13 protein-coding genes are annotated in these 13,475 nt (G+C 71.5%); 5 read left to right on the top strand and 8 right to left on the bottom strand.

What is annotated here, in order from left to right; all coding sequences use genetic code 11:
- Nucleotides 1-17 precede the first annotated feature (17 nt).
- From ACIBST_RS45780 to ACIBST_RS45800, 5 genes are all read left to right on the top strand, one after another.
- Nucleotides 18-1,133 carry a steroid 3-ketoacyl-CoA thiolase gene (locus ACIBST_RS45780; RefSeq protein ID WP_397179743.1) on the top strand — a complete coding sequence of 372 codons (1,116 nt, stop codon included), beginning with the start codon at nucleotides 18-20 and terminating at the stop codon, nucleotides 1,131-1,133.
- A 38-nt stretch (nucleotides 1,134-1,171) separates the two neighbouring features.
- Entirely contained in the window at nucleotides 1,172-2,197 is a 1,026-nt protein-coding gene (locus ACIBST_RS45785; RefSeq protein WP_397179744.1) for an MBL fold metallo-hydrolase, read from the top strand.
- Between the two features lie 25 nt (nucleotides 2,198-2,222).
- Complete coding sequence (locus ACIBST_RS45790; protein WP_397179745.1) at nucleotides 2,223-2,897, top strand: FadR/GntR family transcriptional regulator; 675 nt, start codon at nucleotides 2,223-2,225, stop codon at nucleotides 2,895-2,897.
- Between the two features lie 32 nt (nucleotides 2,898-2,929).
- A complete protein-coding gene (locus tag ACIBST_RS45795) occupies nucleotides 2,930-3,877 on the top strand; it encodes a DNA polymerase ligase N-terminal domain-containing protein (protein WP_397179746.1) in 948 nt (315 codons plus the stop codon).
- Nucleotides 3,878-3,979: 102 nt separating this feature from the next.
- A complete protein-coding gene (locus ACIBST_RS45800) occupies nucleotides 3,980-5,251 on the top strand; it encodes a S1 family peptidase (RefSeq protein ID WP_397179747.1) in 1,272 nt (423 codons plus the stop codon).
- A gap of 38 nt (nucleotides 5,252-5,289) precedes the next feature.
- Here ACIBST_RS45800 and ACIBST_RS45805 read toward each other — a convergent pair whose 3' ends face one another.
- Genes ACIBST_RS45805 through ACIBST_RS45840 form a run of 8 tightly spaced genes read right to left on the bottom strand, consistent with a single transcriptional unit; the run spans nucleotide 5,290 to nucleotide 12,906 of the window.
- Nucleotides 5,290-6,207 carry an aldo/keto reductase gene (locus ACIBST_RS45805; RefSeq protein WP_397179748.1) on the bottom strand — a complete coding sequence of 306 codons (918 nt, stop codon included), beginning with the start codon at nucleotides 6,205-6,207 and terminating at the stop codon, nucleotides 5,290-5,292.
- Complete coding sequence (locus ACIBST_RS45810) at nucleotides 6,204-6,509, bottom strand: L-rhamnose mutarotase (protein WP_358288817.1); 306 nt, start codon at nucleotides 6,507-6,509, stop codon at nucleotides 6,204-6,206. The genes ACIBST_RS45805 and ACIBST_RS45810 overlap by 4 nt, the downstream gene beginning before the upstream one ends.
- Complete coding sequence (locus tag ACIBST_RS45815) at nucleotides 6,509-7,498, bottom strand: ABC transporter permease (RefSeq protein ID WP_397179749.1); 990 nt, start codon at nucleotides 7,496-7,498, stop codon at nucleotides 6,509-6,511. Before ACIBST_RS45815 ends, ACIBST_RS45810 begins: the two co-directional genes overlap by 1 nt.
- Nucleotides 7,495-8,976, bottom strand: coding sequence for a sugar ABC transporter ATP-binding protein (locus ACIBST_RS45820; RefSeq protein ID WP_397179750.1), 1,482 nt, complete (start codon nucleotides 8,974-8,976; stop codon nucleotides 7,495-7,497). Before ACIBST_RS45820 ends, ACIBST_RS45815 begins: the two co-directional genes overlap by 4 nt.
- Complete coding sequence (locus ACIBST_RS45825) at nucleotides 8,976-10,025, bottom strand: sugar ABC transporter substrate-binding protein (protein ID WP_397179751.1); 1,050 nt, start codon at nucleotides 10,023-10,025, stop codon at nucleotides 8,976-8,978. The genes ACIBST_RS45820 and ACIBST_RS45825 overlap by 1 nt, the downstream gene beginning before the upstream one ends.
- Nucleotides 10,026-10,031: 6 nt before the next feature.
- Nucleotides 10,032-10,775 carry an SDR family NAD(P)-dependent oxidoreductase gene (locus ACIBST_RS45830; RefSeq protein ID WP_397179752.1) on the bottom strand — a complete coding sequence of 248 codons (744 nt, stop codon included), beginning with the start codon at nucleotides 10,773-10,775 and terminating at the stop codon, nucleotides 10,032-10,034.
- Complete coding sequence (locus tag ACIBST_RS45835) at nucleotides 10,772-12,061, bottom strand: L-fuconate dehydratase (RefSeq protein WP_397179753.1); 1,290 nt, start codon at nucleotides 12,059-12,061, stop codon at nucleotides 10,772-10,774. Before ACIBST_RS45835 ends, ACIBST_RS45830 begins: the two co-directional genes overlap by 4 nt.
- Nucleotides 12,061-12,906 carry a fumarylacetoacetate hydrolase family protein gene (locus ACIBST_RS45840; protein ID WP_397179755.1) on the bottom strand — a complete coding sequence of 282 codons (846 nt, stop codon included), beginning with the start codon at nucleotides 12,904-12,906 and terminating at the stop codon, nucleotides 12,061-12,063. Before ACIBST_RS45840 ends, ACIBST_RS45835 begins: the two co-directional genes overlap by 1 nt.
- Nucleotides 12,907-13,475: the final 569 nt, after the last annotated feature.

The raw sequence follows: 13,475 nt of genomic DNA on the forward strand, positions 1-13,475 counted from the left end.
ACGTTCTGGAGGCGACTGTGGGCACACCTGTGATCGTCGAGGCCGTTCGCACGCCCATCGGCAAGCGGGCGGGATGGCTGTCGGAGCTCAAGCCGCAGCAGGTGCTGGCCGCGGCGCTGAACGGCCTGATCCAGCGCGCCGGCGTCGATCCGGCCACGATCGGCCAGACGTTCGCCGGGTGCGTCACGCAGGCCGGCGAGCAGGGCGGCCACGTCGGCCGCCACTCGTGGCTCTACGCCGGGCTCCCCTACCAGACCGGCGTCACCACGCTCGACGCCCAGTGCGGCTCCTCGCAGCAGGCCGTGCACCTGGCGGCGGCGATGATCAGGGCGGGCGTCATCGAGGCCGGCGTCGGATGCGGGGTCGAGATGATGAGCCGGGCGCCGCTCGGCAGCAACGTGCGCCCCGCGCGGCCGCGTCCCGACGACTGGAGCATCGACCTGCCCGACCAGTTCACCGCGGCCGAACGCATCGCCCGGCGGCGCGGGCTGACCAGGGAGCGGCTCGACTGGTTCGGCGCGCGGTCGCAGCGCCTGGCGGCCAAGGCGTGGGCCGACGGGCGGTTCGAGCGGGAGATCGTGCCCGTCGGATCCGTCCGCAGGGATCAGGGGTTGCGCGAGACCACGGTCGAGAGCCTGGCCGGGCTCAAACCGGTCGCCGAGGGCGCCCTGCACACCGCCGGCACGTCCTCGCAGATCTCCGACGGCGCGGCCGCCGTGCTGGTGACGAGCGAGCAGGAGGCCCGCCGGCAGGGGCTGCGGCCGCGGGCCCGCATCCTGGCGCAGGCGCTCGTCGGGGCCGAGCCCTACTATCATCTCGACGGTCCCGTGGAGGCGACCGCGAAGGTGCTGACGGCGGCCGGGATGACCATGGGCGACATCGACAGGTTCGAGGTGAACGAGGCGTTCGCGTCCGTGGTGCTCTCGTGGGCCGCGGTGCACGAGCCCGATCTCGACCGGGTCAACGTCAACGGCGGGGCCATCGCGCTCGGCCATCCCGTCGGGGCCACCGGCGCCCGGCTCATCACCACCGCCCTGCACGAGCTCGAACGCTCCGACACCACCACCGCGCTGGTCACCATGTGCGCGGGTGGCGCCCTGGCCACGGCGACGATCATCGAACGCCTGGCCTGATCCACCATTCACACGCACGTGCTCGATCGGGGGAACCGGTGGGGAAGACCAGGCGCAGGCCGTACGCGGAACAGCGGCCGCAGGAGCTCGGCGGCGGGGTGTGGAGCGTGCCGGTGCCCATCCCGGGCAACCCGCTCGGCTACACGCTCGTCTACGCCGTCGAGTCGCCGCGCGGGCCGGTGCTGGTGGACGCCGGATGGAACCATCCCGACGCCTGGCAGGCGCTCAGCGGCGGCCTGGCCGCGCTCGGGCTCGACGTCACGACCGTGAGCGGCGTGGTCGTCACCCACTTCCACCCCGACCACGCCGGGCTGGCCGGGCAGGTCAAGGAGGCGTCCGGGGCCTGGATCGCCATGCACGAGGAGGACGCCGCGCTGGTCCGGCTCATGCACCGGTTCGCCGCGGAGGAGCACGCGAGCTTCCAGTCCGACATGCTCAGGCGGGCCGGCGCCGGCCCCGGCGAGGCGCGCGAGGCGATGGGCGCCCGGCCGACGCCGCCCGCGCTGCCCGACCGCGAGCTGCGCGACGGCGACCTGGTGGAGCTGCCCGGCCGCAAGCTGCGCGCCGTGCACACCCCCGGCCACACGCCGGGCCACATCTGCCTGCACCTGGTGGACGCCGACCGGCTGTTCACCGGCGACCACGTCCTTCCCGACATCACCCCGCACATCGGGATCTATCCCTACGACCGCGACGACATCGACCCGCTGGGCGACTTCCTGGACTCGCTCGACCGGGTCGGCGAGCTGGGCCCCCTGGACGCCCTGCCGGCACACGAGTGGACATTTCCCGATGTTGCCGCGCGCGCCGCCGAGATCCGCCACCATCACGAGGAGAAGCTGATCCGGTTGCGCACCCTCATGGCCGAGCGGTCGCGACCGCTGACCATCTGGGAGGTCGCCTCGATGATGACCTGGAACCGGCCCTGGGACGACCTGGCCCCCGTGCTGCGCGGCATGGCGGCCGGCGAGGCCGCGGCCCATCTGCGCACCCTGGAGACCCGGGGCCTGATCCGCCGCGTCCCGGACGTCGATCCCGTGCGCTTCCAGGCTCTAGACTCCTAGACATCCGATGTCTAGGGAGAAGAGTGTGGCGGTCACCGACGCGGCCATCGACAAGATCAAGCAGATGATCCTCTCCGGGGAGCTGACTCCCGGAGATCGTCTGCCGAAGGAGGCCGACCTCGCCGAGCGGCTCGGACTGTCGCGCAACTCGCTGCGCGAGGCCGTGCGCGCGCTCGCCCTGATCAACGTGCTCGACGTGCGCCAGGGCGACGGCACGTACGTCACCAGCCTGGAGCCGCACCTGCTGCTCGACACCATGTCGTTCGTGCTCGACCTGCACCGCGACGACACGGTGATCCAGTTCTTCGAGGTGCGGCGCATCCTTGAGCCGGCCGCGACGGCCATGGCCACCGAGCTGATGCGCGACGAGGACATCGAGGAGCTGCGGCTCATCCTCGACTCGCTGCCCGCGCAGCCGACGGTCGAGGAACTGGTCGCCAACGACCTGGAGTTCCACCAGCGCATCGCGCGCGGGTCGGGCAACAGCGTGCTCTGCTCGTTCATCGAGAGCCTGTCAGGTCCGACCACTCGGGCCCGGGTGTGGCGCGGCCTCACCCAGGAGGGCGCGATGGAGAAGACCCGCGAGCAGCACACCGCGATCTACGAGGCCATCGCCGCCCGCCAGCCGGACGTGGCGCGGTCGTGGGCCACCGTGCACGTGGCGGGCGTGGAGGCGTGGCTGCGCAAGGCCCTCGACTGATCGGCGCCCGTTCCCCGGGTAGTAACCGTGTCGTGGCCGACAAACTGGAGCGATACCGCAGCAAACGCGACCCCAGCCGGACCCCCGAGCCCGTGCCCGCCACCCCTCCCGAGGACGGTGGCGGCGCCGCGTTCGTCATCCAGGAGCACCACGCCCGCTCCCTGCACTGGGACCTGCGGCTGGAACGCGACGGCGTGCTGGCCTCCTGGGCTGTCCCCAAGGGCCTGCCCGCCGACCCCGGCACCAACCACCTGGCGGTGCACACCGAGGACCATCCGATGGAGTACCTCACCTTCCACGGCGAGATCCCCAAGGGCGAGTACGGCGGCGGCACCATGACCGTCTGGGACACCGGCACGTACGAGACCGAGAAGTGGTCCGAGCGCGAGGTCAAGTTCGTCCTGCACGGCCGGCGGGCCTCCGGGCGGTTCGTGCTGTTCCGGACGCGGGGCAAGAACTGGATGATCCACCGCATGGACGCCCCCGTCCGCGACCCGTTCCCCGACGTGGAGCCCATGCTGCCCACCGAGCGCGCCCGGCCGCCCAGGGACGCCGCCGCCTACGCCTTCGAGTTCGCCTGGGGCGGACGCCGGCTCCTGGTCCCCGTCGACGGCGGGCGCACGACGGCCGCCCGCGAGCATCCCTGGCTGCGCCCGCTGGCCGAGTCGTTCGGCAGCCGGACGGCGGTGCTGGACGGCGAGGTGGTCACGCTGGCCGGCACCGAGATCCTGGTCGTCCAGGACCTGCTGTACGACGAGGGCCGCTCCCTGGTGGACGAGCCGTTCGCCGACCGGCGGGCCGCCCTGGAGTCGCTCGGGCTGGCCGGTCCCCGCTGGCAGACCGCGCCCTCCTGGCCAGGCGAGCCCGGCGCGGTCCGGCAGGCGGCGCGCGAGCAGGGCCTGCCCGGCGTGCTGGCCAAACGCCTGGACTCCCGCTACGAGTCCGGCACGTCCACGTCCTGGCTGTTCATCCCCTCCTGAGGGCCGCAAGCCCGCACAGCACAGCGCGGAGCGGTACTTGGACGCGGTAGGCGTGCCGGATCGCTGCTGTGATGGCCCCTCATCCAGACATGGGGGGGATCCATGCAGAACATCCGCTTACGCCGTACGGTGCTGATCCTGGCGTGCGCCGTCGTGCCCTTCGTGGGCGCCGGAGCCGCCTCGGCCGTCACCGACTCCGGCCCCGGCCTCACCCGGCAGGCCGCCGACGCCGGGGGCAAGCCGCCGGCCAGGGACTCGACCGGCCCGCGCGGCCAGGTCCCCGGCGGCTTCGCGAGCTGGGACGCGCTCTTCGCCGAGCAGACCCGGCTGAACGCCGTCGCCGACCGCGTCACGGCCGTGGCCGAGACCTCCGACGGGTACGGCGGCGTGATCGTCGCGCCCGAGAACCACGAGGTGCGCCTGTACTGGAAGGGCCAGGTGCCCGAGCCCGTGCGGGCCGTGATCGACGAGGGACGGCTGACCGCCCCGGTTTCGGTGCTCCCGTCCGCCTTCTCCTACGCCGACCTCCTCGCCGAGGCCGACAAGTGGAGCGAGTCCGGACAGGTGACGGGCGCCGCCCCGCAGGCCGACGGGAGCGGCGTGCGGCTCTCGGTCCCGGACGAGGACACCGTCCCCGACCAGCTCCAGCGGCCCGCCGACGCCGCCGCGCCGATCACGCTGGAGCGCGGCGAGCGCTTCGACCCGGCCTACAGCAGGCAGGACGACGTCCCGAGCTACTACGCGGGCGGCCGGACCTGGAACGCCAGGACCGGCTCCGGCTGCACCTCGGGGTTCGCCGTCTACGACAAGAACGGCAATCCCGGCTTCCTGACCGCCGCCCACTGCGGCGAGTTCTGGGACGCCTTCTACGACGGCGGCGGCTCGGGCAGCCCGGCGAACCGCATGGGCGACCTGCAGTGGCGGCTGCCCAAGCGGGACGCCGCGATCGTCCTGGCCGACGCCACGGCCGACGTCTTCGACGGCGGTCCGGCGGCCGCCACCAGCAACCGGGTGGTCGCGCTGTGGAAGGCGCACGTCGGCAACTTCGTGTGCAACTCGGGCGCGTCGCTGGGCGAGTACTGCCTGATCAAGGTGACCGAGACCGGGTGGAGCGGCACGTACTCGAACGGGCAGTACGTCAAGCACATGGTCAGGGCCAAGAGCGTGGTCGGCGGCTGCGCCGTGGCCCATGGCGACAGCGGCGGCCCGGTCTACTCCTACACCAACTGGTACGACGACGTCGCGGCCCAGGGCATCACGTCGGCCATCAGCAAACCGGTCTCCTGCGGCGGGCTGGACGGCGGCCGGGTGATCGTCTTCTCCCGGGTGTGGGACGTGGCGCTGGCCTTCGGCGCGTACGTACAGGTGCACTGAACGACGACGACGGCGGCCGGGCGGGGGCCCGGCCGCGGTCAGCCGAGCAGGCCCTCGCCGGCCAGTTCCAGCCACAGCTCCTCGGGGACCGGGCGGGACCACAGGGCGGCGTTGGCCAGGACCTCCTCGGGCGCGCGGGCGCCCAGCACGATCGAGGCGACGGCCGGATGGCGCAGCGGGAAGGCCATGGCCGCCTGCGGCAGCGAGACGCCGTGGCGCTCGCAGACGCCGGCGATCCGGGCGGCCCGGTCCAGCAGCGGCGCCGGCGCGGGCGCGTAGTCGAAGGTGCCCGACGGGGCCGGCGTGGCCAGGAGGCCGCTGTTGAAGACCCCGGCGGCCAGCACCCGGACGCCGCGCTCGGCGCATTCGTCCAGCAGCGGCAGCCCCGACTGGTCGAGCAGCGTGTAGCGCCCGGCGAGCATGACGACGTCGACGCCGGTCTCCCGGACGAAGCGCAGCGGCGCCTGCCACTGGTTCATCCCGACGCCGATCGCCTTGACCACGCCCTGCTCCCGCAGCTCGGCCAGGGCCGGGTACGCCTCGGCCAGCGCCTGCTCCAGGTGGTCGTCGGGGTCGTGGATGAGCGCGATGTCGATCTCCGGCAGGCCGAGCCGGGCCAGGGAGTCCTCCAGGGAGTCGCGCACGCCGTCGGCCGAGAAGTCCCAGGCGCGGCCAAGCCCGACCGGGACGTCGAACATCTCGTCGTCGTCGCGCACCCGCGAGGGCACCACCAGCCGGCCCACCTTCGTGGACAGGACGTAGCCCGACCGCTCGGCGAGCGCGGCGCCCAGGCGGCGTTCGGACAGCCCCAGCCCGTAGTGGGGCGCGGTGTCGAAGAGCCGCACGCCGCTGTCCCAGGCCGCGTCGACCGTGGCCCGCGCCTGCTCGCCGGAGATCGCCTGGTAGAGGTTGCCGAGCGGGGCTCCGCCGAGGCCGACGCGGGGCAGGTCGATCACGTCAGCTCCCAGACCTGGCGCAGGCCGCCCGCCGACTGGTCGAAGTCGCCGTCGAGCAGGCGGTTCATCTGGCGCTGCCACGCCTGGTCGGCGGGGTCGTCCTTGAGCGCAGCCTGCAGCGCGGCGTAGTCCTCGACCTCCACGAAGTGGAACAGGTCGAGGCCGTCGCGGAAGATGCGCCAGGAGATCACGCCGTGGGCGCGCAGCGCGGACTCCAGGGCGGCCGGGATCGTGGCGTGCTCCCGCTCGTAGGTCTCCTCGCAGCCGGGCCGGAGCCTGGTGCGCAGGGCGAGGCGTTCCATCAGTCCTGCGCCTTTCCGCCGGCGATCCTGCTGATGATCAGTGCGATGAGAATGATGCCACCGTAGATGACCGGCTGCCAGAAGCCGGAGACCCCGATGAGGGTGAGGATGTTCTGCACCAGGCCGATGACCAGCACGCCGGTCAGCGCGCCGAGGACGGTGCCCTTGCCGCCGTCCATGCTGACGCCGCCGATGACGGCCGCGGCGAAGACCATGAAGATCCAGCCGTCGCCCATCTCGTTGCCGATCGCGCCGAGACGTCCGGTCTCCAGGATGCCGGCCGTGGCGGCCAGGATCCCGCCGAGGACGAACACGCCGAACAGCACGCGGTCCACCCGGATGCCGGCGGCGCGGGCGGCGTCGGCGTTGCCGCCGATGGCGTACAGGGAGCGGCCGAGCCGGAGGTAGGTCAGGCCGAAGATGCCGGCGGCGAACAGCAGCGCGGCGATCCAGATGGCGGCGGGCAGGCCGAGCCAGGTGGCGCTGCCGAGGTAGAGCAGCGATTCGGGGAGCTCGAACAGCGTCTTGCCCTGGGTGAGCCCCTGCTGGAGGCCGTCCACGATGATCAGCATGGCCAGCGTGACGATGAACGCCGAGAGCTGGAACCTGATGATCAGGAACCCGTTGAACGCGCCGATGGCCGCGCCCACGAGCAGGGCCAGGGGGATCACCAGCCAGCCGGGCAGCCCGAGGCCGAACCCGCCCGCCGAGGCCGGGACGACCAGCATCACGGCGATGCCGGGCGCGGTGCCGACCGTCGACTCCAGCGACAGGTCGAACTTCCCGGCGATCAGGATCATCGCCTCGGCCAGCACGAGCAGCGAGATCGCCGCCTGCTGCTGGAGCACGTTCGTCAGGTTGCCCGCCGTCAGGAAGGTCGGGTCGAGGAACGCGCCCACGACGAGCAGGAGCAGGATCACCGGCACCAGGGTCAGGTCGCGGAACCTGGCCAGCCTCAGCCGGGGGGCCGGAGCAGTCAAAGTGGTCACTCTTGTATGCCTTCCATCACGGCCACGAGCTCGTGGTCGGTCCAGCCACGCGGCACGTCCTTGACGACCCTGCCGTGGAACATCACCAGCACCCGGTCGCAGATGCGCAGGTCGTCGAGCTCGTCGGAGACCACGACGGCCCCGGCGCCCCGGCCGACCGCGTCCTCGACCGCGCCGAGCAGGGCCTGCTTGGCCTTGACGTCGACGCCCGCGGTCGGGTTGATCACGACCAGCGCCCTCGGGTCGTCCACGAGCGCCCGCGCGAACACGACCTTCTGCGCGTTCCCGCCGGACAGGTCGCCGACGGGCTGGTCGGGCCCCTCGGTCTTGATGTCCAGGCTCCCGATCATCTGGACGGCCCTCTCCCGGCGCCGCGCGGGCGAGACGATGCCGTAGGCGCCCAGCTTGTGGGCGATCGGCAGGGTCGCGTTCTCCCCCACCGACAGCATCGGCACGAAACCCTCGTGGTGCCGGTCCTCGGGCACGAACCCGAGCCCGGCGCGCATGGCGGCGGGCACGTCGCCCGGTTTGACCCGGGTGCCGTCGATCGTGACCACGCCCGTGTCCGGCTTCCGCAGCCCGACCAGGGTCTCGGCCAGGCCGACCTTGCCGCTGCTCGCCGAGCCCGCCAGGCCCACGACCTCGCCGGACCTGACCGAGATGTCCACGTCCTGGTAGCGGCCGGTCAGCGACAGGCCCGCGCCCGACAGCACGACCGCCTCGCCCGGCACGCGCTGCCGGGACTCGTAGGCGGCCGTGGCCTCGCCGGTCATCGCGTCCACCAGCTCGTCCTGGGGGAACCCGGCGACCGGCCGGGTCACGATGTGCCGGGCGTCGCGGAAGACCGTGACGCTCTGGCAGATCTCGTACACCTCGTCCAGGTGGTGGGAGATGTACATCATCGTGACGCCCTGCTCGCGCAGCGAGCGCATGCGGGTGAACAGCCGCTCGATGGCCGGGCCGTCGAGCCGGGCGGTGGGCTCGTCGAGGATGATGAACCGGGCGCCGAACGACAGCGCCCGCGCGATCTCCACGAGCTGCCGCTGCTCGACGCCCAGCTCGCCGGCCAGCGCCTGCGGGTCGACGTCCACCTCGTAGGTGTCCAGCAGCTCGCGCGCCTTGGCCCGCAGCGCCCGCCAGTTGATCATCCGGCCGCGGCCGGTCTGGCGGTTGACGAACAGGTTCTCCGCGACCGTCAGCGCCGGGATGATCGTGGACTTCTGGTACACGCAGGCGACGCGCTGCCGCCAGGCGTCGCGGTCGGCCAGGGCGGGCGCCGTCTCCCCGGAGAACAGCACCTCGCCCTCGTCCGGCCGCTGGAGCCCGGTGAGGATCGACACGAGGGTGGACTTCCCCGCGCCGTTCCGGCCGACGAGGGCGTGGGTCTGGCCCTCGGCGATGGCGATCTCCGCGCCGTTCAGCGCGGTGGTCGGGCCGAAACGCTTGACGACATTTCGGGCTTCAACGTGATATTTCATCACTTGACCTGGTTACCCCAGAGGTTCTGGTCGTCCACGTTGTCCTTCGTCACCAGCGGCGCCGGGAGCTGGTCCTCGAAGCCGTTGGGCAGCTGGATGATGGTGCTGCCGTGGTCGGTCGGGCCTGGCTGGAACGTCTTGCCGTCGACCGCCGCCTTGGCGTAGAAGACCGCGTACCGGGCGTAGAGGTCGGCCGGCTGCGACACCGTGGCGTCGATGTTGCCCTTGCGGATCTCCTCGAACTCCTGCGGGATGCCGTCGTTGGAGACCACGAAGACGTGCTTGGGGTCGGTCGGCGGCACCAGCAGGTTCTTCTGCTTGAGCACCTGGAGCGTCGGGGCCAGGTGCACGCCGCCGGCGTGCATGTAGATGCCCTTGATATCCGGGTTCTGCTCCAGGCGGGTCTGCAGCATGGACGCCGCCTTGCTGCCCTCCCACTCGGTCGGCTCGCTGAACACCGTGATGCCGGGGAACTTCGTCTTCATGCACTCGTTGAACGCCTCGGACCGGTCGCGGCCGTTGATCGAGCTGAGCGCGCCCTCAAGCTGCACGACCTTGCCCTTGCCGCCGAGCTTCTCGCCGAGGAACTCGCACGCCTTGGTGCCGTACGCGCGGTTGTCGGCGCGCACGACCATGTAGACCTTGCCCTTGTCGGGCCGGGTGTCCACGGTGACCACGGGGATCTTCTTGTTCTCCAGCTGCTGGAGCGTGTTGGCGATGGCGCCGGTGTCCTGGGGGGCCATGACGATCGCCTTGGCGCCCTGGCCGACCAGCGCCTGCACGTTGTTGACCAGCTTGGAGACGTCGTTCTGGGAGTTCGTGGCGGGCATCAGGTCGGCCTTGAGCTCGGTCGCCATCTGCGGGACGTACTTCATGTAGGAGTTCCAGAAGTCGGAGTCGGCGCGCGGGTGGTCGATGCCCACCTTGCCGCCGCCTCCCCCTTCCGCCGTGGAGCCGCTGGAGCCGCTGGAGCCGTTCGTGCCGCTGGAGCCGCAGGCGGCGACGACCGCCAGCAGGGCCGCGCTCGCGACCACCGGACCGATCTTCATGGGGGGTTACCTTCCTTGGTTGGTTGGCCGGAGCCGTAGCCCCTGCATGCCGCCGTCGACCGCGAGCGCGGTGCCGGTGGTCGCGGCGGACTCGGGACCTGCCAGATAGGCGATCGCGGCGGCGACCTCCTCGGCGCTGACCAGGCGGCCCATCGGCTGCCTGGCGTTCAGCGCCGCACGTTCGGCCTCGGGATCGTCGGCCGAGTCGAGCAGCCGCCCCACCCACGGGGTGTCGGCGGTGCCCGGGTTGACGCAGTTGACGCGGATGCCCTCGCGGACGTGGTCGGCGGCCATGGCGAGGGTCAGCGACAACACCGCGCCCTTGGTCGCACTGTAGAGCGCCCGGTGCGGCAGCCCTGCGGTGGCCGCGATCGAGCAGGTGTTGACGATGGCCGGGTGCTGCGACCTGCGCAGGTACGGCAGCGCCGCCCGGCTCACCCGGACGATGCCGAACACGTTGACCTCGAAGACCTTCCGCCACTCCTCGTCCGGGTTGTCCTCGACCGTGCCCTGGGCGCCGACGCCCGCGTTGTTGATCACGACGTCGATGCCGCCGAGCCGTTCCGCGGCCTCGGCCACCGCCGCGCGCACGGACGCGTCGTCGGCCACGTCCGCCCTGATCCCCACGAAGGGGTCGCCGGGCGGGGCGAGGTCGAGGCAGGCGACCTTCATGCCGCGCGCCGCGAGCAGGGTGGCGGTGGCCAGGCCGATGCCTGAACCGCCGCCGGTCACGATGGCCTTGAGCGTCATGACGTGGCCCTCCATACCTGGCCGTCGGGGAAGGTGTGGGCGGCGATCGACGCCGCGTGCATCTCGGCGCTGAAGCCGGGCGCCATGGGGGCGACGTAGCGGCCGTTGTCGATGACGACCGGGTGCACGAAGTGCTCGTGGAGGTGGTCGACGTACTCGATCACGCGGCCGTCCATCGTGCCGGTGATCGCCACGTAGTCGAACATCGACAGGTGCTGCACCAGCTCGCACAGCCCGACGCCGCCCGCGTGCGGGCAGACCGGCACGCCGAACTTGGCCGCGAGCAGCAGGATGGCCAGGTTCTCGTTCACCCCGCCGACCCTGGCCGCGTCGATCTGCAGGTAGGAGATCGCGCCGGCCTGGAGGAGCTGCTTGAAGACGATGCGGTTCTGAACGTGCTCGCCGGTGGCGACCGGGACCGGCCTGATGCCCTCGGCGATGGCGGCGTGGCCGAGCACGTCGTCGGGGCTGGTCGGCTCCTCCACCCAGTGCGGCCGGTACGGGCTCAGCGCGCCGACCCACTCGATGGCCGAGGCGACGTCCCAGCGCTGGTTGGCGTCGATCGCGATCGGGTAGTCGGGGCCGCAGACCTCGCGGGCCACGCGGAAGCGGCGCAGGTCGTCGTCGAGGTCGGCGCCGACCTTGAGCTTGATCTGGGCGAAACCCTGGTCGAGGGCCTCCTTGCAGAGGCGTCGCAGCTTGTCGTCGTCGTAGCCGAGCCAGCCGGGGGAGGTGGTGTAGGCGGGATAGCCGGTCTCGATGAGCCGCTGGATCCGCTCTCCCTTCCCCTCTTCCGCGTTTTTCAGGATCTGGAGGGCTTCGTCCTGGGTGAGCGCGTCGCTCAGGTAGCGGAAGTCGATCAGCCCGACCAGCTCCTCGGGCGACATCTCCGACAGCAGCCGCCACACCGGCTTGCCCGCCCGCCTGGCCTTCAGGTCCCACAGGGCGTTGACCACGGCGGAGATCGCCATGTGCATGACGCCCTTCTCCGGGCCCAGCCAGCGCAGTTGCGAGTCGCCGACCAGCTCCTTGTACAGCGCGCCGAGGTCTTCGACGTCCCGGCCGAGCACGTAGGGCTCAAGCGCCCGGATCGCTCCGGTCTGCACGTCGTTGCCGCGTCCGATGGTGAACGCGAACCCGTGCCCCTCGACCCCGTCGTCGGTCTTCAGCACCACGTAGGCGGCGGAGTAGTCGGGGTCGGGGTTCATCGCGTCCGACCCGTCCAGCTCCCGCGACGTGGGGAAACGCACGTCGTGCGTCTCCAGCGCGACGATTCTGTACGCCATCAGGCCTGCCCCACCGTCTGCCGCTGGCGGCCGAGCCCGTCGATCTCCAGCTCCATCACGTCGCCCGCCCGCAGGTACGGCTGGCCGGGCATGCCCATCGCGACCCCGGCCGGGGTGCCGGTGTTGATCACGTCGCCGGGTTCGAGCACCATGAACCGGCTCAGGTACCGCACGATCTCGGCCACGTCGAAGATCATGTCCTTGGTGCCGCCGTCCTGGCGCGGCTCGCCGTTCACCCAGAGGCGCAGCCCGAGGCTCTGCGGGTCGCCGACCTCGTCCGCCGTCACCAGCCAGGGACCCAGCGGGTTGAACGTCTCGCACGACTTGCCCTTGTCCCACTGGCCGCCGCGTTCGAGCTGGAACTCCCGCTCGGAGACGTCGTTGGAGATCGCGTACCCGGCGATCACGTCGAGGGCCTCGTCCCGGCTGTCGAGGTAGCGGGCCCGCCGGCCGATCACGACCGCCAGCTCCACCTCCCAGTCGGTCTTCACGCTGTCACGCGGCACCAGCACCTCGTCGTACGGGCCGATCACGGTGTTGGCGGCCTTCATGAACACCACGGGCTCGGCGGGCGGCTCCGCGCCGGACTCGGCGGCGTGGTCGCGGTAGTTCAGCCCGATGCAGACCACCTTGCCCGGACGGGCGATCGGCGCGCCCACCCGCAGCCCGGCGGCGTCGACGACGGGCAGGTCGCCGCGCTCCAGCGCGTCACGTACGCGCGCCACTCCCCCGGAGGCGAGAAAAGCCCCGTCGATCTCGGGCTCCCCGATGTCGCGCAGGGTGCCGGAGGCGTCCATCACCACCGGCCGCTCCTGTCCGACAGGTCCCACTCGCAGCAGCTTCACACCGCACCCTTCACTTATTCATCGGATGTCTGTGCCTCAGATGCTGCTGCGACATGGCGGCGCGTGTCAAGGGCGTCCAACGGGATACATCCGATCCGTAACCTCAGAAGGACACCTCGAACCCCACCCAACCCCTCCTCCACCCCGCACAGCTCCGAAGGTTCCCCTCCTCCGTCACTCCGCACCCCCTCCAAAAACATCGGAGGTACCTAGCCCTTCTCCCCTCCACTCCCCACCCCGACTGCCCCACGCTCAGACGCCGCGGCCCACCGCACCTCCAGCACGACGACGCGGCAAGAACGCCCCACCAACGTCCGACCGGGTTCGACCAGAAGACGGCAATCCGCGTGCAGCGCAGGTGCCCCTTGAATCGAGGGAAATGCCAGCCCCGGACACCCACCAACGTTCGACCAGGCCCGACCAGAAGACGCCGGCCAGCATGCAGACGCCCACGGTCTCCTAGATCAAGGAAAACCAAGCGGGTCACACTGGCGGACGCGCCCACTTGCATCCGACCGGGTCCAGCCAGGTGGCGCGACCGGCGTCCAGCACACACGCCCCTGGACCAA

It is taken from the genome of Nonomuraea sp. NPDC049684 (assembly GCF_044465345.1).
GTDB lineage: Bacteria > Actinomycetota > Actinomycetes > Streptosporangiales > Streptosporangiaceae > Nonomuraea.